Genomic DNA, 23,333 nt, shown 5'->3' with positions numbered 1-23,333 from the left:
TTTAAATTTTTATTGTTCGCAATCGTAATGCATTTGCAATTACTGATACTGAACTTAAACTCATTGCTAATGCTGCTATCATAGGAGAAAGTAATAATCCAAAAACTGGGAATAAAATTCCTGCTGCTATTGGAACTCCTACTGAATTATAAATAAAGGCAAAGAATAGATTTTGTTTGATATTTTTCATTACAGCATGACTTAAGTTTTTTGCTTTCACAATGCCTTGTAAGTCTCCTTTTACGAGTGTAATTTTAGCGCTTTCTATAGCAACATCTGTTCCTGTTCCCATTGCTATTCCTATATCTGATTGTGCCAATGCAGGAGCATCGTTTATTCCATCTCCAGCCATGGCTACTACTTTACCTTTTGCTTGTAATGCTTTTATGTATTCCAACTTGTCTTGTGGTAAGCAACTCGCTTTAAACTCGGTTAAACCTAAGTAATCGGCAACTGATTTCGCTGTATTTTCATTGTCACCCGTTAGCATTACAACCTCAACACCTTGGCGTTTCAGTTCTTGAACAGCTTCAAGACTAGTTTGCTTAATTGCATCAGTAATGGTAATATAGCCTACCACTTTTTTATCAATTGCAATATATGAAACTGTTTTTCCTTTCTTTTGTTCTAAAATTACTTCTTTTTCAATTTCAGAGAGAACTTGAATTCCTTCTTGTTCTAGTATTTTTTTATTTCCTAAGCTTATTTTTTCTTGATTTATAAATCCTATTACACCTTTACCTGTGATGGATTCGAAATTTTCTACTTTAGAAAAAGCTACATTTTTAGATTTTGCAAAACGAACTACTGCTTCAGCTAATGGATGTTCGCTATTTTGATTTAAGGAAGCAATTTTACCTAAAATTTCATTTTCTAATCTTTCTTTAACTACAATTTTTTCAACAGATGGTTTTCCTTCAGTTAGCGTTCCCGTTTTATCGGTAATTAAAACATCTATTTTGTCCATTTTTTCAATGGCTTCTGCATTTTTAATTAACACTCCTGATTTCGCTCCTTTTCCTACTCCAACCATAACCGACATAGGTGTTGCTAATCCTAAAGCACATGGACAAGCGATGATTAATACTGCAATGGCATTTACAAAAGCGTAGACTAGCTTTGGTTCTGGTCCGAATTGCCACCAAACTATAAACGTAATTACTGAAATTAATACTACAACAGGAACAAAATATTTTGCTACCTTATCTACTAAATTTTGAATTGGAGCTCTTGAACGACTAGCATCGCTAACCATTTGAACTATTTGTGACAATAACGTCTCGGATCCTATTTTTTCAGCAATCATTAAAAACGATTTTGTTCCGTTAATTGTTCCTGAAGTTACTGTGTCGTCTATTCTTTTATCAACAGGAATGGGTTCGCCCGTAATCATGGATTCATCAATAGTACTATTTCCTTCAATAATTTTTCCATCAACTGGGATTTTCTCTCCTGGTTTTACACGAATAATATCTCCTTTTTTAATACTGTGAATGGCAATAACTTTTTCTTCTCCATTATTTACTAAAGTAGCTTCTGTTGGCGCTAATTTTAATAATTCTTTAATTGCTCCACTTGTTCTACTATGTGCTTTTGCTTCAAGCAACTGTCCTAATAAAACTAATGTTAATACAACTGCTGTAGCTTCAAAATACAAATGAACAGTTCCTTCTGATGTTTTAAATTCTGATGGAAAAACAGATGGAAAAAGCATTCCAATAATACTAAAAACAAAAGCGACTCCTGTTCCAATACCTATTAAGGTAAACATGTTTAAGTTCCAATTGATGATGGATTTCCATGCTCTTTCAAAAAACATCCAACAGGCATAAAAAACAACTGGAATAGTCAATATAAATTGAACCCAATTCCATTTACTTAATTCCATTATCTTAAAAAGTGGATTATTTGGAATCATTTCTGACATGGAAATAATGAAAATAGGAATTGTAAAGAGAGTTGCAATTTTCATTTTATGCCATAACTTCTTGTATGCTTCATTTTCTTCGGAATCCGTTGGCTCCATTGGCACTAAATCCATTCCGCAAATAGGACAACTTCCAGGTTCATCTTTAATTACTTCTGGATGCATAGGACATGTATATTGTACTTTTTGAGTCAATACAGGTTGTTGTACTAAATCCATTCCACAAACAGGACAATCACCTGCTTTATCATAGACTTTATCACCTTCACAATGCATGGGACAATAATATTTCCCTGCTTGATGATTATAGCTTTGCTCTTGATGATTGTGTTCTTTTTTTACGGATGAACAACAACTTTTCTTTGGTGTCTCTTCAGAATGATTGTTTAATAATGAAATTTGATATTTACTTTCTTTTCCGCCCAAAGCTTCTTGTAGAACATTAAGTTCTACATGGTTTGACATGGTTATAGTAACTTGTTTTTCTTCTTTTGAAACGTTAACCTCTTTTACATTTGGAACTTTAGACAAGCTCTCTTTCACTTTAGCTTCACAACCTGAACATGTTACTCCTAGTATTTGATATTTATGAGTCATACTTTTTGCTTTTTAATACTACAAATTTCGGAATACTAAAAACGAATGGTTTACACAATTATGGATTAGATTTGCAAAATTTATAATTGATCTATTTGAATTCGTTTATTCTCTTTGAGCTTTTTAAAGTATGATGGTGAAAAGCCCGTCACTTTTTTAAACTGATTACTCAAATGCGCACTACTACTATAATTTAATAGGTTAGCAATTTCGGTCAGCGATAATTCATCATAAACGATTAGCTCTTTTACTTTTTCAATTTTAAGATTGATAAAGTATTTTTCAATACTTATTCCTTCAATATCTGAAAATAGATTACTTAATTTACTATAATCTTGACGAAGTTTGTCTTTTAAGTAATCTGATATATTTATATTGATATCGTTGTTCTTATTTTGAATTAGGTCTATTAAAATATTTTTTATTTTTTCAATTATTTTACTATTTGTATCATCTAAAATTTCAAAACCAAATGGTTCTAATTGCTTACTAATTTTCTTTTTTTCTTCAATAGATATTGGTTTTGATAGGGTAACTTCTCCTAATTCTATAGAAAGTATGTTAAGCCCGAGTTTTTCTAACTCAGACTTAACTACTAGGATACATCTACCGCAAACCATATTTTTAATGTATACTTTCATAGTGTAATTTATAAATTAAAAAAAGTATATTCAAAGTTTAGATAAAAGCCATTAGGTGCTGTTCTTTGCATTGAATTTATTAATTCTCTTTTATAGGCTAAATCAATTCGTGCTTGACTATTTATAATAAACTGAATGGCTGGAATTACATCTAAATAGGATTTTCCGTTTTCATTTATCGTTTGCCCAACAAATTCTAGCATTAAATTAATATTTGTTTGTTTATAATTAGTGTATTTTTTGGGATACATTAATTTTCCAAATGACAACGTATAATTTGTTGCGTTATTTCCTAAATTATCTGGAAATGGATTTTCTGAACCATTATTGAATACTTTTTCAAAACTTACAGATGAACTAATTGCTATTTTATGAATTAATTTTGTGGCTACAATTCCTGCTTCAAAACCACCATTTTGTCCCATAATTTCTATCTGTTCTTGATGAATTGGACTATTATTAAAACCCAATCTTCCGTATGCTGCCATTCTAAAATGACTGTTTAAATCGTCAGAAGAGAAGAATCTATATTTTGAGTATATGTTTGCTCCTGAAAACTCAAAGTTTCCATTTCTATTACTATTAAAGATAGTTCCTCTAAACATTAGGTTTTTATTTAAACCATACGTTACTTCTGGATTAAAACTATAATTGTATTTATTATCTATAGTTCTTTCAAAAAATGTATTTGCTAAGCGAATACTTAATGAATTGGTAGGAACATTACTTGCTGGATCTGTTACTACAAATAATTCTTGCGCTTTACTATTTTGAAAAAAGGTTATAACAAAAATAATCAATATTTTTTTCATTAGTTTACAACTTTAATATGAAAAACATCTTTTGCATTTGAAAGGTATGTTTCAATATTTTTATATTTTTTAGCTAATTTTTTAAATTCTTTGTCTGTTACATATCCTTTATCTAAGATTTGAATTTGTACTTCTTCATTAGTGCTTATCTTTTTGTCCTCAATTAGTACAAATGATTTATCGTTAAGTACATTTTCTGAATTTGTTGTAAGAATAAGTGATCCGATAAAGAAACCTGCTTTTTCAACGCTTTCTTTAAACACATTTGGATTTATTGTGTTTCCTTCTTTAAGTGTAACAATAAAAGTATTTGTATTTAAATCAGTATCTACTTCTTGTACTTCTGGAAGGTTTTTAAGTTGTTTATTAATTGCATTTGAACACATAGAACAGGTTAGTCCTGTTGCTCTAATTTCTGCTTTTGCTATTTGAGCATTTAAATTATTACTCATCATGATTATAGTAATAATCATGGCTGTTTTTAGGATGATATTTTTCATTTCTTATTTTATATAATTAGTTATTTCTTCTTCAGTTGGGTTTATTGCTATTAATTTCCCTTCTGAATTGAATAAAAAAGTTGTTGGAAGTTCTTCAACACCAAACAAAAGTGCGGTTTCTGCATTAAATCCTTTTGGATCTATAAGTTGTGTGTATTTAATTTTATCTTTTAAAATGGCTTTTTTCCATTTTTCTTCGTCTTTATCAACGGATATGCCAACGATTTCGAGTTTATTATGATCTATTTCATCATATAATTTTACCATCTTTTTATTTGCAATTCTACATGGTGCACACCAAGATGCCCAAAAGTCAAATAATATCCATTTCCCTTTAAATCCATTACTCTTAACTTCTTGATTTAAAGTATTTTTAAGCGTAAAAGAAGGTAACTGATCTCCTATTTTTATTTGAGCTTGCATTCCTATTGAAAATAGAAATACTACGATCATTATTTTATTCATTCTATTACTTTATTGTTTCAACTACTTTTCCACATGAAAGCATTTTGCTTCCATAATATGGATTTTTAACTGTACTTTCTTTACTTAACCAATTTGCTCCTTTTCCATTATTTGCCATTGGACAATGTTGAATGTAAACTGGCGATTGAAATTTTGAAACTTTTATAATATCATAGATATCATTCGATAATGTTATGAATTGTTTACGTTGATTATCTATATCTTTTGAACTCGAAATGGCTTTGGTTGTTTCTTCTATTGCGTTCCTTTTTTTCATCCAAACCATGTGAACATCATTTGCTAATACTTTCATATCAACTGCATTTATAGCTGCAATAAGTTCATTAGAAATAGTTGTTGATTTAGATACATCACTCATAACCAAAGCATCTTTTAATATGAAATATTTTTCAAAAACAGTGGTTAATTTTCCATCTTCTTGTTGTATTGTTTTTTCTTCAGAGTGGTGTTTTTCTTCTTTTACAACTTCTTTTGATTCTCTATTGTATTGACAACATCCGTGTAAATTATCATACGCATCATTAGGCGCTAGAAATTTTTCATTATCATAACCTGCAAGTGCTATTCTTTTTAGAATTTCATCTTGATTTGTTTTTTTTGAATCAAAAGTAATTTCTGCTGTTTTAGTTTCTTTATTCCAATCTACGTTTGCTACCTTTTTAAGGTTTCCTGCTTTTTCTATTGTAGATTTACACATTCCACAGTTTCCTGATATTTTAACTGTAGCTGTTTTTGCATTTTTAATTTGTGCATCGCAAGCGATGAATGATAACATTGAGAATGCTACCATGAAAATTTTTAATGAATTTTTCATTATATAAGATTTTAAAAACAAATAAGTGATATTTGTTTTTATTAGTAAAATTTTAAATTGTAATAAATAGATAGTGTTGAGCAGAAAAATGCTCAAATTTTGACAGAATATGGGCTGTCATGAAAAGGAGTTAACCTATTTTAGGAGGAGACCAAATAGCATAAAAACCAAGAGTGATAGGTTTTTCTAAGTAGCTAAAGTTGGTTTTTTTATCTTGAATAATTAAAGTTGGTTCTTTAATTTCAAAAGGATAAATTGATAAAATACTTGAAAAAACTAGGGAAACACTACAACTTGAATTGTTACAATTTCCATTACATCCTTCTTTTTCTGATTTTGTTTTATCACAACAACTTTTCTCTTTTTCTAAAGATTTTTCTACTTTACAACAAGATTTTTCTTTTTGTGTGGATTTTGTAGTGCAAGCATAGGCTTCTGTTGGACTCAAAAAGAATCCAAGAGTTACAAATAACACTATGTAGAAAAATCTTATCATAATTAGGACACAAAAGTATAATAAAAAATATATAAGTCTGTTAAAGATAAGCAAAATATTAATCTAAACTTAATGTAATTTATCACTAATTATAGTATAAACTACACCAAATAAAAAAGGGAATACCCCCTTAATAAAAGGTATTTGTACTCTTTCCTAGCATTAAATATGAGTTTACATTTGTCTCATAAAAATAAATACCTAAAAAAGTCTAATTAACAATAAAAAAAATGAAACAATTATTTAAAAAAGAAATTCTAGTAATAATACTATTATTTATTACTGGAACAATGTCTTCGCAATTTGTTGCAAGACATGCTATGACACCAGCTCAATATCAAACCGAATTTAACAACCTAAGTGCAAAGGGTTATAGAGTTACTTCATTATCAGGCTATACTAGTAATGGTAAAGAATTGTATGCGGCAATCTGGAATAAGGTAACTGGACCAGCTTGGGCTGCTAGACACGGAATGTCATCTACGGAGTATCAAAAAGATTTCAATGATAAAGTTAGCAAAGGATACAGACTTGTTTGTTTATCAGGATATGGTGTTGGAAATCAAGCAAAATTTGCTGCTGTTTGGGATAAAAGCTCAGGAGGAGCTTGGAAAGCAAAGCATAATATGACAGCTGCTGATTATCAAAAAGCTTTTAATGATAATAGCAAAGCGGGATACCAATTACAACAAGTTTCAGGCTACGTTGTGAATGGAACAGAATATTTTGCCGCTTTTTGGGAAAAGAAATCAGGTTCTATAATAGCTAGGCATAATCTAAATTCAGCTGATTACCAAAAAGCTTTTAATGACTTTACCAGTAAAGGATATCATTTAAAATGTGTTAGTGGTTATCAAAAAGGGCGCACTGATTTATATGCTGCTATTTGGGAAAAATCTACATATCCTTTGGCAATGGCTAAACATGGTTTGAGTAGAAAAAACTACCAAAATACATTTGACAACTTATATTATCAAGGATATGTACCTGTTTTTGTAAATGCATTTGCTTCAAGTGGAGCGGATAATTATAATGCTATTTGGACTAATAAGGTAATGAAATCTGCTGATATTAATAAAATGGATAACGCTGTTGAAAACTACATGTCTACACAAGGAGTAAATGGTTATTCTTTTGCCGTTACTAAAAATGGAAGATTAGTTTTTGCAAAATCTTATGGATATGCTGATAAAGCAACAAATGAAATTATGTCACCCAATCATTCGATGAGAATAATGAGTGTATCAAAATCAGTAACTGCAGCTGGAATTATGAAACTTTTGGAACAAAACAAGATTAGTATGAATCAAAAAGTCTTTGGTCCAAACAGTATCTTAGGATCTAAATATGCTACTCCATCTGATAAAAAGAAACTAAATGACATTACAATTTCACAATTATTACATCATACTTCAGGATTAAGATCATGCAATGGAGAAGCAGAATTTTGGAATAAAGACAAAACTTATGATGACACCATGAAAATGTTGTTAAAATCATCTGATTTACTAAAATTTGATCCTAATACTAAATATTCTTATTCAAACACTGGTTATTTTATTTTAGCACTAGTAATTCAACAAATAAGTGGTCAATCTTATGAAAACTTTATCAGAACAAATGTCTTGAATCCAGCTGGTGTAGGATCAGGAATGTATGTTGGTTTAGCTAATGGTAGTGTAAAATCAAATGAAGCACATTATACACCAGAAACCAAACAAAACATGCAATTATGGGCAGGTTTTGGAGGTTGGGTTGCCAGACCTATTGATCTTGTGAAGTATTTAGGAAAAGTAGATGGAAGTACTCCTCCTACTGACATTATAAAGGCAAGTACACATGCAATACTAACACAAAACACTCCTTTATCACCAAATTATGGTTGTGGTTGGACAATTTCAGGTGATAAACAAAGACACAACGGAGCGCATGGAGGTTCTAGATCATGGTTGGCAGAAATTGGTGATGGTTATAGCATTGCAATAATCATTAATAATGCACCATCCAATGATGATAATCTTAGTAAACTATTAAATGATATTTCAACTGCGGTTAAAGATGTTTCTGCCTTTCCAAGTTATGATTTATTCTAAAAAAGTAAAAGGCTGTATCAAAAGATACAGCCTTTTACTTTTTTTTAATCTAGAGACAAAGTGATTTGACCATCATCATCTAAATCTGTTTTTACATCATCAGAAACTGATTCTTCATCTGTGACTTCCATCTTTTCTGGTTCAGGTTCTACTGGTTCTTCAAAAGGAAGTGGTTCCAATAAGTTAATTTGTTTTACTTTATCTGCCGTTAATTGGTTCCCCAAAGCTTTAATTCCTTTCAATGCAATAAATTCTTCTAGATTTACTTGCAAAGTTTCTTTTTGAACTCCTTTTACTTTGGCAAAAATAACCTCAGCCATTGGTTTCCAGTCGGTGGAAACAATCTCTAATTGAGATTTCTCATGTTCAGTAATAAAAATTTCTTCTTTATTTTCATTTTCAATTACAAAACGTTTTACATAATAGCGTTCCTTTTCACCATCAAAATAAATAGCTGAAATGGGTTTATTAGGTTTCCATTTTTCTAAAACCACCATATCTTGATCAAAATGAGTGGTTAATTCTGGAATAATGGTTTTTAATTTTCCTGATTGGTTAATGATTAACAATCTATCATTTGGTTTGAATTCTCCTAACAATTCTCCTCTTCCATCTACGTTTAAACGTTGAACTGTTTCATCAAACCATATTTTTCTTGGTCGTAGCGTTGAAATTCCTTTCTCTTTTAATTCAATTTTCTTAATTGGATATTTTGAAACTGAATTCCCTTTGGATCCTCTACCTTTTATTAAAATGTCTGCAAAATCTAAATCCCATTTTAGTTTTTTAATACTGCCTACTTGGCGTAACAAAATAGTTACCACTTCAGCTTCTCCATTAGGATTGTGAGAAAAATAAAGAATTTGTGATCCTGGTTTTTCTTGTGTAATATGATATTCTTTATCACGTGTTACACCTGAAACATTGAAACGCTTTACAAAGGTTGCGCCACTTTTTCCATCTCTATATATGACATTATAAATGGTTCTCTTATCGTTTTTATCAAAAATTGCCACATGAATAATGTCTTTACCTATAAATTTTTTATCATCAACTTTTGTAACAACCATTCGTCCATCTCTTAAAAAGACAATAACATCATCAATATCAGAACAATCTGCTACATATTCGTCCTTTTTAAGTCCAGTTCCAAGGAAGCCTTCTATCTTATTAACGTATAATTTTGTATTTCTTAATGCTACTTTTGTTGCTTCAATAGTATCGAAGCTTCTTAATTCTGTTTGACGTTCACGTCCTTTTCCATATTTTTCTTTTAGTTTAGTAAAAAAAGTAATGGTATAATCAATGATATTTGCCAAATCGTGTTTTACTTGTTCCATTTCTGCTTCTAATTTCGCAATAGCGTCATCGGCTTTATCGGAATCGAAACGAGTAATACGAATCATAGGGATTTGCGTTAATTTTTGCAAATCGTCATCGTGAATATCACGAACTAATAATTTTTTAAATGGTTCAAATTTTTTGTATAAATATTCGTAAAGACTTTCTCTATCGCTATATAATTTAAAGTCGATATACATTTCTTCACGAATGAATATTTTTTCTAAAGTTGAAAAGTGCCATTTGTTTTCTAATTCGTCTAATTGAATTTCTAGTTCACGTTTTAATAAATTGACTGTTCTGTTTGTTGAAATTTTCAACATATCAGAAACGCCAATAAACAATGGCTTATTGTTTTCAATAACACACCCTAAAGGAGCGATAGATGTTTCACATGCTGTAAATGCATACAATGCATCAATCGTTTTATCTGGAGAAACACCAGATGGTAAATGAATGACGATTTCAACTTCTGCTGCTGTGTTATCTTCAATTTTTTTAACTTTGATTTTACCTTTATCATTCGCTTTCAAAATACTATCTATTAAAGAGGAAGTATTTGTTGAAAATGGAATTTGAGTAATAACTAAAGTAGATTTATCTAGTTGAGAAATTTTGGCACGTACACGTACACGACCACCACGTAATCCATCATTATAATTAGACACATCTGCAATACCGGCAGTTGGGAAATCTGGATATAAAGTAAATGGTTTTCCTTTTAATATTTTTATTGATGAATCAATTAATTCATTGAAATTGTGTGGTAAAACTTTTGTTGACAAACCAACGGCAATTCCTTCTGCTCCTTGTGCTAAAAGTAGTGGGAATTTAACAGGAAGATTTATAGGTTCTGCACGACGACCATCATAAGAAGTTCCCCATTCGGTAATTTTTGGAGAATATAAAACATCATGACCAAACTTAGAAATACGAGCTTCAATATAACGAGAAGCCGCAGCGCTATCACCTGTAAGGATATTTCCCCAGTTACCTTGCATATCGATAATTAGGTCTTTTTGCCCAATTTGTACCATTGCATCACCAATACTGGCATCACCGTGAGGATGATATTGCATGGTGTGTCCAACAATATTCGCCACCTTGTTGTAACGACCATCATCTAGTTCTTTCATGGAATGCATGATTCTACGTTGCACAGGTTTAAAACCGTCTTCAATCGCTGGAACCGCACGTTCTAATATTACATAAGAAGCATAATCTAAAAACCAATCCTTATACATTCCGGTTACTTTTGTAATCGTATCTTCTGGATTTTCGTTGTTTTCGTAAAAATGATGCCCTGATGTTTTTATATCATCAAAACCTTCTGTTTCATTAGATTCGTTTGCCGATTCGTTTTGTTCTTCTGGGTTTATGTTTTCTTCGTCTTCGTTCATTTTTTTGGGGTTTACGGTTAACGGTTAAAAAGTTACGACAACTGCGAACTTTTAACTGTAAGCTGTGAACTACTCTTTTTCAATTACATCTAATTCTACTTTCAAATTATTTATGATGAATTCTTGTCTATCTGGCGTATTTTTACCCATATAGAATTCTAATAATTTTTCAATGGTTGTTCCTTTGTCTAGCATTACTGGATCTAATCGGATATCATCGCCAATAAAGAATTTAAATTCGTCTGGTGAAATTTCTCCAAGCCCTTTGAATCGTGTAATTTCTGGTTTTGGTTTTAATTTTTCAATAGCGCTTACTCTTTCTTCTTCACTATAACAATAAATTGTTTCTTTTTTATTTCGTACACGGAATAATGGTGTTTGTAAAATATACAAATGTCCGTCTTTAATTAATTCTGGAAAGAACTGTAAAAAGAACGTAATTAATAACAATCGAATGTGCATTCCATCGACATCGGCATCGGTTGCAATTACAATGTTGTTGTAACGCAAATCGCCCATATCTTCTTCAATATTTAAAGCGGCTTGTAATAAATTGAACTCTTCATTTTCGTACACAATCTTTTTAGACATTCCATATGAGTTCAAAGGCTTTCCACGCAAACTAAAAACGGCTTGCGTATTCACATCACGCGATTTCGTAATCGAACCAGAAGCCGAATCTCCCTCTGTAATAAAAAGTGTACTTTCTAGACTTCTTGGATTCTTAACATCTGCTAAATGTACTCTACAATCTCTTAGTTTTTTATTGTGTAAGTTTGCTTTTTTAGCTCTGTCTTTTGCTAATTTACGAATACCTGATAATTCTTTTCGTTCTCTTTCTGCTTGTAAAATCTTACGCAATAACAAATCAGCTACTTCTGGATTTTTATGTAAGAAGTTATCTAATTTTGTTTTGATAAAGTCATTTACAAAAGTACGAACTGTTGGTCCATTTGGTCCAATATCTGTTGAACCTAATTTGGTTTTGGTCTGTGATTCAAAAACAGGTTCTTCTACTTTTACCGAAACTGCTGAAACTATTGATTTACGTATATCAGAAGCTTCAAAATTCTTATTATAAAATTCTTTTATTGCTCTTACAATAGCTTCACGAAAAGCACTTAAGTGTGTTCCTCCTTGCGTTGTGTTTTGTCCGTTTACAAACGAATGATATTCTTCTGAATATTGTGTTTTACTATGTGTTATAGCTACTTCAATATCATCACCTTCTAAGTGAATGATTGGATATACCATATCTTCTTCTGAAATATTTTCGTCTAATAAATCTTTTAATCCATTTTCAGAAACATATTTTTCACCATTGTAATAAATCGTCAAACCGCGATTTAAGTAACAATAGTTTTTAAGCATTTTAATGATGTACTCATTACGATACTTATAGTTTTTAAAGATGGTTTCATCTGCAACGAAAGATACTTTTGTTCCTTTGCGCTTGGTAGTTTCTATTACGTCTTCTTCAATTGTAAGATTTCCTGCGGAAAATTCTGCTGCTTTTTGTTGGTTATCACGAACCGATTCTACACGGAAAAAGTTTGAAAGTGCATTAACTGCTTTGGTACCTACTCCATTTAAACCTACTGATTTTTTAAAGGCTTTAGAATCGTACTTTCCTCCTGTGTTCATTTTGGAAACCACATCGACTACTTTCCCTAATGGAATACCACGACCATAATCGCGAACGGTAACTAGTTTCTCTTTAATCGTTACTTCAATGGTTTTTCCAGCACCCATAACGAATTCATCGATACAGTTATCCATCACCTCTTTTAATAGAATATAAATTCCATCATCTGGTGAGGAACCGTCTCCCAGTTTTCCAATGTACATTCCTGGACGCATACGGATATGCTCTTTCCAGTCGAGTGAACGAATATTGTCTTCGGTGTATTGATTTTGCTCTAGCATAAACAGATTTCGGATTTTGTGCAATATAGCATTTATCTTAAAAGAATGAAAGTATTGAAACCAGAAGTTATTGACAATAAAAATAACAAATAAAAAAAATAAAATTTATTGTTTTGTAATAAATATTTTTTATTTTTGAATAAATTTTAAAAGTAATTCAATATGAATACAAAATCTTCAAAAACTATTTTAACTATCATGAATGTACTTTTTTGGATAGTGTTTATTGCCTTATGCATAGAAACAGGCGTTTTATTATGCAGTTATTTAGCAAGTGTATTTATTACTGAAACCGCTAATTTTAAGCTATACAAACCTATAGACTTAAATGAAATTTTAACTAAAGATGTTGTGCAATATCATATCATTATGACTTCTTATATTATCATGAATTTCTTAAAAACATTTATCGCTTACAAAGTAGTTAAGTTGTTTACTATATTAAAATTTGAAAAACCTTTTACAACTGAAACAACAAAATTTGTTTTTGACATTAGTTTATGGGTCTTTATTACAGGAATTTTTGGAGCTGTTGCAAATTCTAATTTTAAATGGATAAGTAAAACAATCCAAAAACTAAGCATTGAATGGAATGCAAATGAAATTATATTTTTTGCTGGTTTAATTTATATAATTGCAGTAATCATGCAAAAAGGTACAGAAATTCAAGATGAAAATGACTTAACCGTTTAAATTATGGCAATTATTGTAAACCTAGATGTAATGATGGCTAAACGAAAAATGTCATTAAACGAACTATCAGAAAAAGTTGGTTTAACATTGTCAAATTTGTCAATTTTAAAAACCGGAAAAGCAAAAGCCATTCGCTTTAATACATTAGAAATGATTTGCAAGGTTTTAGAATGCCAACCAGGTGATATTTTAGAATATAAGAAAGACTAATTTAGTTATAATGCCAAAAAATTCCTTTATCTAAAACCGTCCAAAGTGCTGCTTTTTGGTTTCCTGCTTTTAAGGCTTGGTTTGCCCAAGTGTTGCAAGTATAAAACAAATTATAACTGCCTTTCGCTTCGTAGAAAATGTCGTGTTTGCCATAGGAATGGATTCCAATGCGTTGTATTTTATTTGAAGTGTCTAATAAAAAGCTATTCTCAATATAACGTATCATCTTTTGATATTGATTTTCAGAGATAAAGAACTTTTTACAATTCTCATCTTCTTTTAGACTCCCATAAAAAGTAATATGCATCGCAGACGAACTCAATCCTGTAATGGCTTTTGCTGCTGTAGAAGCTTTTAAATCAGCCCAAGTAGGTGTGTCTAAATAAAATCCTTTATCTCCCCAACCAAAAGCCAGACTTTGTCTAGTGGAATCTTTTGCTTTGGTATCTAAATATGAAATATCAGTTGACCAATCTTTTATTTCGTTTTTCAATGGTAAAACAATGTCTGTATGTACTCCGTTGGAAAGGATATAAATCGGAATATTTTTATTTGTAACTTCATTATTTTCGTTTACTGAAACAATAGACGTAAAGAAAATAACGATAGCATAAAGCAATAAAAAACCTAGAAATCCTAATACTATTTTCAGTGTTAATTTTAAAAGTCTTTTCATAAATCAAAATAATTTTCACAAATCAATCTCAAAACTACGTATTTTTTTAGAAAAATAACGTAACAAAAAAAATGCTTATTCGTCTCTCTAAAACGTAACATTAATTCCATAAAATAAATTTCAGGAATATCATAAATCTAAAAAAGACTCCTTAATTAAAAACTAAATTATGAAAGATAAACTATTATTTGTAATCCATTGGATCTCTATTTTCATTGTTTCTATCTCAATGTTCGCATACGGAGCTTCTAAATCAATTCAATTTAGAAAAGTATCTGAAGTAGTTGATTTAAGTACCATTTCTGGACAAGATTTAATGTGGGCTTTTTATGGTTATTCTGTAACTTATCCTATCATAATTGGTGTTTTTCAAGTTATTGGAGCAATCAGCTTACTCTTTGCTAAAACTCGACTATTTGGATGCCTTCTTTTATCAACCATTCTTTTTAACATTATTATACAAGATTTTATTTATGATGTTAATCATGGTGCTTTCAAAAGTGCAATTTTATATCAAGTTTTACTTTTTCTCTTAATGGCTTTCAATTTTACACACATGAAAGAAGTAATAAAAATTCTATTTCAAAAAAGTAAAACATTTGCCATAAAAAACAAAATTATTTTCTTGTTATTGAGCATTATAATTGCTGTAATATGGAAAAATTTTGAAACTAGAATTTTATAATTAGCAGATTAATAACTTATATGATTTTTAACACAAGACAAATTATGTATGCATTTCATGGAGTATTTTTTTGTGCTTTTGAATAGTTTTATTTCCTGTAATTAATTAGCCCAAAACTCAGAATTTATTGAAAAACCTGCTCTTTTAAAAGCCTTTAATACTGCATTCCTAAAAGATTTAATATTGTTTTCTTTACTAATTTGAGTAAAAAACATATTGGTATTGCGTGTATTAGTCGTTAAAAGTTCTCTTTTTTCATTATAAGTGGTAATAGTTTCCGAAACATCATTATATTCTGTTTCAAAAATAACATTGATATCTCTAATAAAACCTGATATTTTATCTAATGGTACTTCGGCTTTAATTACTTCCCATTGCTCGCTATAACTATTATATTTTTCAACTTCGAGAACTAGTTTTTTACTTTCATCTACGTGAAAAGGTTGAATTATTTTCAAAGAATCTTCATCTGAGAATTTTTTAATTTCTTTCATAAGTTGCTTATTTAATAAGTCAACCACTTTCTTTTCTTGGGAGAAAGTAAATAAACTAAAAAAGAAAAAACAAAATAGTACTATTCTCATTTTTCATTATTTAAATTAAAAACTTTTATTTCTTTTAATATTTAAATCTATAAACTAATTTAGGAAAAAAGTTTTAATTAGTGATATTTATTAATTACCAAATTAAAATAAGACAAGTCATACATGCATTTCATGGAGTAAAAAAAAGTTTCCCTTTCTTCTTTTTTTTGAGGAATTTGAGCCAGTTTAAGTTTATTTTCTAAAATATACCAAATCATTTCTGTACAGTACATTTTGGAAGCATCTTCAATATCACCTTTATGATCAAATGGAATTTTTAAATTGAGTAATTTTTGTGCTTCAACAACTATCTGGTGTTGCTGTCCTGAAGTAATATTTTTAAATCGACTTACAACAATTTTATTAGGCTGAGAATATTTTAAAAAATCGGTTAATTTCTGAATTTGCATGCCATCAATTTCTGAAACATCTGATGAAAGAGAATGAATAACATACCATTCGTTCTTTTTTTTCGTTAAAATTCCAGCGTGTGTCACATCAAAGCCTTTGGTATTTAAATGACTTGCAATCATATCGCTAAAATAACCATAACCGCGTCTTAAAATAATATCTCCTTCTTGTAGTTTTTCAATATCAGAAGTTGTTAAGCGTATTTGTTTTTTATTTTTATTAACTTGATTTATTTCTTCTCTGCTATCAAAATAAAAAAACAGCTTATAGCTTACCATTGTTATTAAAATAAAAATTCCGAAAATAAAAAGCATTTTTTTCATAAGGCACTTTTATTTTCGGAATTTTAAATATAATTTTAAAAAAATACTAGCTTATAGTATCCAACTCAATAGTTGCATCTTCAACTGTTGTAGTATCTTCTTCTATAGTTTCTGTTTCTAACATTTCTTCTGAAGGAACTTTACCATCTTCTTTATTAGCATCTTCTTTGTTCATAGATACTTTCCATTTTCCATCGATTTTTTTCAAAATCAATTTCTCTTCTTTTGTTTGTCCTTCTTTTGTTTGATTATAAGTAACTGTTGCTACATCATCTTTAATTTCAGAACCTATAATTTTAAATGTAGCTTCTTCTTCTTTTGGTAAATCTTTTGCCATAGCAGCAAAACTTTCTAACATTCCTATCATAGGAGCTGTTTTATCGTCGCAATATTCTTTAGCTTCTTTAAATTCAAATTTATTCAAATGCGTTAAAAATTTCTCAGCAACTGCTTCTACTTCAGATTCTTTAGAACAACCTACATTAAATAATAATACACTTAATACTACTACTTTTAATACACTAACTACTAGATTTTTACTTTTTTTCATTTTTTTATATTTTCACCAAAAATAGTGTATAATTTGATTTGTAAAATATTTTTTACAATAATTTTCATTATTATTTTAATACTATTTAAATCAAAAATTAAACGTTAAATCTAAAGTGCATTACATCACCATCTTTCACGATATACTCTTTTCCTTCAACGCGTAATTTACCTGCTTCTTTAACTTTTGCTTCTGAACCAAAGTTAGAGAAATCTTCAAAAGCAATTACCTCAGCACGAATAAATCCTTTTTCGAAATCGGTATGGATAACTCCAGCTGCTTTTGGTGCAGTATCGCCAATTTTAATAGTCCAAGCTCTAACTTCTTTAACACCCGCAGTAAAATAAGTTTGTAAGTTTAATAACTTATATGCTGCACGAATTAATACTGCCGATCCTGGCTCCGTTAATCCCATATCTTCTAGAAAAACTTGACGTTCTTCATAGCTTTCTAATTCAGTAATATCAGCTTCAGCTCCAACTGAAAGTACAATTACTTCCGCATTTTCATCTTTAACCAATTCACGAACTTGTTCTACATATTTGTTTCCGTTAACAGCAGAAGCTTCGTCTACATTACAAACATATAATACAGGTTTTAAAGTGATTAATTGGAATTCTTCCATTAATTCTTCTTCGTCTTGATTTTGTGCAACAACGGTACGAGCTGATTTTCCTTGCAATAAAGTTTCACGAATTCTGTCCAATAAGGCTTTTTCAGCTTGTGCTTCTTTATTTCCTGTTTTAGCTGCTCGATTTGTTTTTTCTAAACGTTTTTCAACTGTTTCTAAATCTTTTAATTGTAATTCAATATCAATTGTTTCTTTATCACGAATAGGGTTTACATTTCCATCAACGTGCACAATATTATCATTATCAAAACAACGTAATACATGAATAATAGCATTACATTCTCTAATATTACCTAAAAATTGATTCCCTAATCCTTCTCCTTTACTTGCTCCTTTTACTAATCCAGCAATATCAACAATATCAACAGTTGCCATTTGAACACGTTCTGGCTTTACCAATTCTTCCAAACGAGAAATTCTTGGATCAGGCACATTTACCACTCCAATATTAGGTTCAATAGTACAAAACGGAAAGTTAGCACTTTGCGCTTTTGCATTTGATAAACAATTAAAAAGTGTTGATTTTCCAACATTTGGCAATCCTACAATTCCTGCTTTCATTCTTATAAGTTTACGGTTAACACTTTAGGTTAACGGTTAATGTCTTTTTTTAAAGTCTGCAAATATAGTCAATTGGAATAAAATTTTAACCAAATAAGTTCTAAATGTAAATTATATAAAAGTCTAATAAAATGATATAACACAATACCTTGAATTGCAACTTAACTTTGTCATAGTAATAATCTAAAAATCTATAATTATGAAAACTTTATTTTTAAGCACATTAACATTTTTATTTACAATAGGAATGTATTCTCAAAATAAAAATGTAAAATCGGAAGAAAAAATTGTTAAAACAACAATTAAAGACTCGAAAGGCGAAAAAACAATTGTAAAAAAAGAAGAAGTAAAAGAAGTTCAAAAAATTGAATTTGAAAACCCAAACTCTCCTAAAACAAATAAAGATATGAAACCAACTCCTGTTAATGTTACTACAACAAAGCAGGTAATTGTTGACGGACAGACAAAATACATTGATGTTGATCATTCGGCATATTACAATTTAGACGGTGTAAAATATGAGATAAAAGCCGATAAATCAGGGTATTTAATTTTGAATAACGACAAAAAGAAGGCAAGTGGTGTTTTAAGAAAAACATCGAATAACAGTTATATTTTTAGAAATAAAAACAAAGTTTCTGTTGGATATTTTGATGAAAGTGGAAATTTAGTTTTAGAAACATACGATCCTAAAACAGACAGTATGATTATGGAAAAATATATGGTTGAAAACAAATAAAATGGTTTAGTTTAGTTGGTTGGTTTAAATAACTTGGTTATAAAAAAGGTTCTTCTTTACGAAGAACCTTTTTATTTAACATTCTTAACATTTTATTAACTAAAATCATTTCAAGCTTAATGCTATGCATACATGATATTTTTTTTGACTAATAATTTTTCATAAAAATAATAATCAAATATATTTTTATGAAAAACTTTCTTCTATTTCTAAGCCTTACTATTTGTAACTTGGTAAGTTCACAAACACTTTACCCCTATTTGCAAAATGCAACTCCTACTTCAATTTATATTAACTGGAAAACAAGCAATAATTCAGAAACAATTGTTGAATATGGCACTGATTCATCGAGTTTAACTGTGACAGTAACAGGAAACACAAATATTTTAACAGATGTGGGTTATCCTGGTAACTACTATTATCATTCTGCTAAACTGACAAATTTGAATCCTAACACAAAATATTATTACAAGATTAAGACAGGTAGTGATGTTTCTAATATTTACTCTTTTAAAACATTGCCAAATCCTGGTGAAGCTGCTACTGCTGATGGTCATATTCGTTTTTTAATAATGGGAGATAATCAATTAAAAAACGAACCTCGATATGATTCTTTGGTTTCTGCTGCAAAAAGAAAAATTAAAGAAAAATGGGGAGCAACATTATCTCCAGATGATAATATTTCAATGACATTTATGGTTGGAGATCAAGTTGATGTTGGAACTTTAGATCATTATGAACATGTACACTTTAAAAAGAATAGAGAGTTGTCTGGTTATTTACCTATTCAAACAACTGTAGGAAATCATGAAACGTATGGAACTCTTGGAATGAATTCATATTATAGTCATTTCTTCATGAGTGAATTATCATATCAAGGCATTTCTTCAAATTCAGAAAATTATTATGCACAACAAGCAGGAAATGTGCTTTTTATAAGTATGAGTTCTGAACATACTGGAGCGGATCAATTAAATTGGATACAACAAGTATTAACTGCCGCTGATAGCGATTCAACTGTTGATTGGATATTTTCATTAAGTCATCGTCCTTATCAAGCAGAACAATATGTAGGAGACATATCAAACTGGGTAAGAGAAACAGCCGTTCCGCTTTTAACTACTTCTGACAAATACATTATGCATGTTGGAGCTCATCATCACTTATATCATAGAGGACAATTAAAAAACACACCAACTTACAATATTATTTCAGGTGGAACAGCTTGGGATCAATACTGGTCAATGTCTACTGAAAAAGATTTTGAAGATGTTCAAAAAACAATAAGTAACTGGATGTATCAAATTGTAGATATTGATGTTATTAATGGTAAAATGGATATTGAAAGTTATTCAATAGGTAGTATTTATAAGTGGAAAAACAACCAGTTAATGGATAAATTTCACAGATATAAAAATAAAACAAAACCTAACAAACCATCAATTACAAATACTTTTTCAACTCCTATTGAATTACCTATTACTTTAGATGGTAGTACATTTTCTACAAACGAACCTGAGTTATTAAACACTTCTCAATTTGTAATTTCTAAATTTCCTGATTTTAATGTAATTGAAAAAGAATCATATCGTGATTTTGAAAACCTATTTGGTAAATATGCTACACAAAGAGATTCTACTGTCGATGTAAACTTAGGTGTTGATATTACTAAAATGGAAATCCTTTCAAACTCAATAGACAATGGCATTTACTATGCTAAATTAAGATATAGAGATCAAAATTTAGAATGGTCAGATTGGAGCGATGCCGTATCTTTTGAGGTTATAAATAGTAATATTGGAGAAACTTCTTTATCTATAAATAGCCCTACGAATACTTATAATGTTAATCAAACTATTAATGTTAATTATATAAATGCCCCTGCTGCAAGTAATACTTGGATTGGCATTTACAAAGATGGGCAAACTCCAGGAGGAGTAGGATCTCAAATATGGCAATATACAAATGGAACATCTAGTGGAACCATTAATTTTTCATCAGGATTAGCAACTAGCGGAAGATATTATGTAGCACTTTTTATTAATGATGGTTATACAGAAGTTGCCGAAAGAGTATATTTTTATGTTGGAGACATTCCTGTTCTAAGTACCGATGAAACAGAATATGCAATAGGAAGTGATGTTGTTGTTTCTTTTTCAAATGCACCAAATTTATCTAATGATTGGATTGGTATTTATAAAATGGGAATTGATGCAGGTGATGCACCATCGACTACTTGGGAATATGTAACTAGCACAAATGGTTCGTTAACTTTTAACAACTTACCAAAAGGATATTATTATGCTGCTTATTATCTACAAGGAGGTTTTAATGCTATCGGAAATAAAGCATTCTTTAAAGTAGGTGATATTGTTACTGAACTTTGGATTAACAAACCTGTTTATGAACTAGGAGAACAAATTAATGCTTCATGGACTGATGCTCCTGGTATTGTAAAAGATTGGTTAGGAATTTATAATGAAAACGATAATCCTAATATTCAACCTTTAATTAGTTACCAATACTTTGAAGGTCTTGCAAATGGAAACGCAGAAATTGAAAGTCAAAATATGCCTACTGAAGAAGGAAATTATTTTATCGTAATGTTTACTAATGATTCTTATGATGAAGTTTCCAATCGAGTTACATTTGAAATAGTATCTCCTTTAAAAAATGAAGGATTTAAAATCGATAATGGAATTAAATTATATCCAAATCCTACAAATAATAATAAACAAACTTTCATTCAATGTGATTATCCTATTGATGCTATCGAATTATTCAATACTGAAGGACAATTATTATATGCAACTAAAAATGTAAATAACAATAAATATTCATTATTAACCCAAGATTTACCAAAAGGTGTTTACATTATTAAAATACATTCTAGAAAACTTTTTACTGCGAAACTTATTGTAGAATAAGATACTATAAAATCAAAAAAAGGGTTAGTTTTTCAACTAACCCTTTTTTTATATAAATAAAATTACTTTATCGTTGAAGATAAACTATCTATAAAATCTTGTTCTTCTTGCGTTAAAATCAACCCTGAGTCTATATTCCAAAAGTCCGTAAGAATTGTATTTGCTCTATTTAAAAGTGTTTTTTCCTTAAATACTTCTTTTGGATCATAAGTAAATAATCTTGTACTAAACTTTGATGTTACAAAATAATTTCTGATTTCTGTTTTTACAATCTCATCATTCTTTTTAGACAAATACCCTATTTCTTCTTTAGCATATATTAAATAATATTCATTCCCTTTTACTCTATATGTAGTTTTAAAACCAGACTTATATATGTTTTTTCTACTAGATATTGAATAGTTAGCATTTTGTTCTGCTCGCTCAGGAGAAATAAAATTATCTATCTCAATAATAATCCTTTTATTATAATCATAAAGTATCGTATAATTAAACAAAAAACCTTTTTCTTCTTCTAGTGGTTTAATAATTAATTGATAATATCCATCATTTTCAGGATATGATTTAATTTGAAAATCATACTTCTCTTTTACTTTAGTACTTAGAATTTCTTCTAAATATTTAAATTGATAATAATTTTCCATTAAATCATTTAGATTATAGCCATAAATATCTTTATCTGAGCTTTCATCTAAAAAACCTAATATTCTATTTTGTTCAATTAAAATGTCTGTTTTTACAGTAGATTTATCTTTTTCTATTTGAAAATTGACTAATCCATCATTATACAAAACATTTGAACCATTACGTTTAAAAAACTCTCTTATATAAATTCTTAAATTTGAAGGAATCGTTAATTTTGCTCTTGAATTTTCCACGATTGCTTTCAAAATATCCTGAGGATGATCTTTAGTTAAAATTATTTCAGGTAATTTATTAACAGTACTTTCCAAATAGACAGTATTTATCTCATCTTTCAATGAAACAGATTTTACAACTACTTTTTTGTAAGAGGAGTGATTTATTTCTAAATAAGATGGTCTTTCTAATTTAATTTTGACAATCCCATTTGCGTTTGACACATAGTTCTCTTTAGTTCTTAATGCTGTTACAGTAACCTCTTCTACAGGCAACTGAGTATCAGTATCTATAAACTCTACAATAATTTCTTTTTCTTGCGATAAACAATTTAAAGAACAGAAAACTAAAATAAGTAATAATATTTTTCTCATTCTAAATAACAATTTTAACAAATTTAACAAATATTAAACTAACTAACCAAAGCCTAACGGTAAAAGGCCTTATATTAT

The 23,333-nt window shown here is 29.5% G+C and carries 21 protein-coding genes; 6 read left to right on the top strand and 15 right to left on the bottom strand.

Going from position 1 to position 23,333, the window contains the following annotated elements; translation table 11 throughout:
• Position 1: 1 nt before the first annotated feature.
• The 7 genes from SY27_RS15870 to SY27_RS15840 form a co-directional block, all read right to left on the bottom strand.
• A complete protein-coding gene (locus SY27_RS15870; RefSeq protein WP_045972151.1) occupies positions 2–2,524 on the bottom strand; it encodes a heavy metal translocating P-type ATPase in 2,523 nt (840 codons plus the stop codon).
• Positions 2,525–2,604: 80 nt separating this feature from the next.
• Positions 2,605–3,165: an AraC family transcriptional regulator gene (locus SY27_RS15865; RefSeq protein WP_045972149.1), complete on the bottom strand. Its 561-nt coding sequence runs from the start codon at positions 3,163–3,165 to the stop codon at positions 2,605–2,607.
• Positions 3,166–3,173: 8 nt separating this feature from the next.
• A complete protein-coding gene (locus tag SY27_RS15860; protein ID WP_045972147.1) occupies positions 3,174–3,977 on the bottom strand; it encodes a hypothetical protein in 804 nt (267 codons plus the stop codon).
• Positions 3,977–4,477, bottom strand: coding sequence for a heavy-metal-associated domain-containing protein (locus SY27_RS15855; protein ID WP_045972145.1), 501 nt, complete (start codon positions 4,475–4,477; stop codon positions 3,977–3,979). Before SY27_RS15855 ends, SY27_RS15860 begins: the two co-directional genes overlap by 1 nt.
• A gap of 3 nt (positions 4,478–4,480) precedes the next feature.
• Positions 4,481–4,942, bottom strand: a complete 462-nt coding sequence (locus SY27_RS15850) for a TlpA disulfide reductase family protein (RefSeq protein WP_045972143.1) — start codon at positions 4,940–4,942, stop codon at positions 4,481–4,483.
• A gap of 4 nt (positions 4,943–4,946) precedes the next feature.
• Positions 4,947–5,777 (bottom strand): DUF3347 domain-containing protein, encoded by an 831-nt coding sequence (locus SY27_RS15845; RefSeq protein WP_152640777.1) that lies wholly within the window; start codon positions 5,775–5,777, stop codon positions 4,947–4,949.
• Positions 5,778–5,907: 130 nt separating this feature from the next.
• Complete coding sequence (locus tag SY27_RS15840; protein WP_045972141.1) at positions 5,908–6,273, bottom strand: hypothetical protein; 366 nt, start codon at positions 6,271–6,273, stop codon at positions 5,908–5,910.
• Between the two features lie 230 nt (positions 6,274–6,503).
• Here SY27_RS15840 and SY27_RS18340 point away from each other — a divergent pair, with 230 nt between their 5' ends.
• Entirely contained in the window at positions 6,504–8,366 is a 1,863-nt protein-coding gene (locus SY27_RS18340) for a serine hydrolase (protein WP_052705385.1), read from the top strand.
• Between the two features lie 44 nt (positions 8,367–8,410).
• Here the strand turns inward: SY27_RS18340 and SY27_RS15830 are convergent, their stop codons facing one another.
• Both SY27_RS15830 and SY27_RS15825 read right to left on the bottom strand, forming a co-directional pair.
• Positions 8,411–11,107 carry a DNA gyrase/topoisomerase IV subunit A gene (locus SY27_RS15830; protein ID WP_045972139.1) on the bottom strand — a complete coding sequence of 899 codons (2,697 nt, stop codon included), beginning with the start codon at positions 11,105–11,107 and terminating at the stop codon, positions 8,411–8,413.
• 69 nt (positions 11,108–11,176) lie between these two features.
• Complete coding sequence (locus SY27_RS15825; RefSeq protein ID WP_045972137.1) at positions 11,177–13,033, bottom strand: DNA topoisomerase IV subunit B; 1,857 nt, start codon at positions 13,031–13,033, stop codon at positions 11,177–11,179.
• 162 nt (positions 13,034–13,195) lie between these two features.
• Here SY27_RS15825 and SY27_RS15820 point away from each other — a divergent pair, with 162 nt between their 5' ends.
• Both SY27_RS15820 and SY27_RS15815 read left to right on the top strand, forming a co-directional pair.
• Complete coding sequence (locus SY27_RS15820) at positions 13,196–13,726, top strand: DUF2975 domain-containing protein (protein ID WP_045972135.1); 531 nt, start codon at positions 13,196–13,198, stop codon at positions 13,724–13,726.
• Between the two features lie 3 nt (positions 13,727–13,729).
• Positions 13,730–13,936, top strand: coding sequence for a helix-turn-helix transcriptional regulator (locus SY27_RS15815; RefSeq protein WP_045972134.1), 207 nt, complete (start codon positions 13,730–13,732; stop codon positions 13,934–13,936).
• Position 13,937: 1 nt separating this feature from the next.
• Here SY27_RS15815 and SY27_RS15810 read toward each other — a convergent pair whose 3' ends face one another.
• The gene (locus SY27_RS15810; protein WP_045972132.1) at positions 13,938–14,612 is read right to left on the bottom strand and encodes a TIGR02117 family protein; all 675 of its coding nucleotides are present in this window, start codon (positions 14,610–14,612) and stop codon (positions 13,938–13,940) included.
• 169 nt (positions 14,613–14,781) lie between these two features.
• On the opposite strand from SY27_RS15810, the gene SY27_RS15805 reads away from it, so the two are divergent.
• Entirely contained in the window at positions 14,782–15,297 is a 516-nt protein-coding gene (locus SY27_RS15805; RefSeq protein ID WP_152640776.1) for a hypothetical protein, read from the top strand.
• 101 nt (positions 15,298–15,398) lie between these two features.
• Here the strand turns inward: SY27_RS15805 and SY27_RS15800 are convergent, their stop codons facing one another.
• From SY27_RS15800 to ychF, 4 genes are all read right to left on the bottom strand, one after another.
• Complete coding sequence (locus SY27_RS15800) at positions 15,399–15,791, bottom strand: hypothetical protein (protein WP_152640775.1); 393 nt, start codon at positions 15,789–15,791, stop codon at positions 15,399–15,401.
• Between the two features lie 167 nt (positions 15,792–15,958).
• The gene (locus tag SY27_RS15795) at positions 15,959–16,615 is read right to left on the bottom strand and encodes a YiiX/YebB-like N1pC/P60 family cysteine hydrolase (protein ID WP_045972128.1); all 657 of its coding nucleotides are present in this window, start codon (positions 16,613–16,615) and stop codon (positions 15,959–15,961) included.
• 46 nt (positions 16,616–16,661) lie between these two features.
• Positions 16,662–17,165, bottom strand: coding sequence for a DUF4878 domain-containing protein (locus SY27_RS15790; protein WP_045972126.1), 504 nt, complete (start codon positions 17,163–17,165; stop codon positions 16,662–16,664).
• A 97-nt stretch (positions 17,166–17,262) separates the two neighbouring features.
• Positions 17,263–18,357, bottom strand: coding sequence for a redox-regulated ATPase YchF (gene ychF, locus SY27_RS15785; RefSeq protein ID WP_045972124.1), 1,095 nt, complete (start codon positions 18,355–18,357; stop codon positions 17,263–17,265).
• A gap of 199 nt (positions 18,358–18,556) precedes the next feature.
• Here ychF and SY27_RS15780 point away from each other — a divergent pair, with 199 nt between their 5' ends.
• Positions 18,557–19,096: a hypothetical protein gene (locus SY27_RS15780; RefSeq protein ID WP_045972122.1), complete on the top strand. Its 540-nt coding sequence runs from the start codon at positions 18,557–18,559 to the stop codon at positions 19,094–19,096.
• A 188-nt stretch (positions 19,097–19,284) separates the two neighbouring features.
• Positions 19,285–22,023: a fibronectin type III domain-containing protein gene (locus tag SY27_RS15775; protein ID WP_045972120.1), complete on the top strand. Its 2,739-nt coding sequence runs from the start codon at positions 19,285–19,287 to the stop codon at positions 22,021–22,023.
• A gap of 62 nt (positions 22,024–22,085) precedes the next feature.
• On the opposite strand, the gene SY27_RS15770 is transcribed toward SY27_RS15775, so the two are convergent.
• On the bottom strand, positions 22,086–23,255 hold the full coding sequence (locus tag SY27_RS15770) for a hypothetical protein (protein WP_045972118.1): 1,170 nt from the start codon (positions 23,253–23,255) through the stop codon (positions 22,086–22,088).
• Between the last annotated feature and the right edge of the window lie 78 nt (positions 23,256–23,333).

The sequence above is a fragment of the Flavobacterium sp. 316 genome, assembly GCF_000967805.1.
Classification (GTDB): Bacteria; Bacteroidota; Bacteroidia; order Flavobacteriales; family Flavobacteriaceae; genus Flavobacterium; species Flavobacterium sediminilitoris.
The sequence above is the reverse complement of the archived record's forward strand: the minus strand, read 5'-3'. Positions and strand labels throughout refer to the sequence as shown.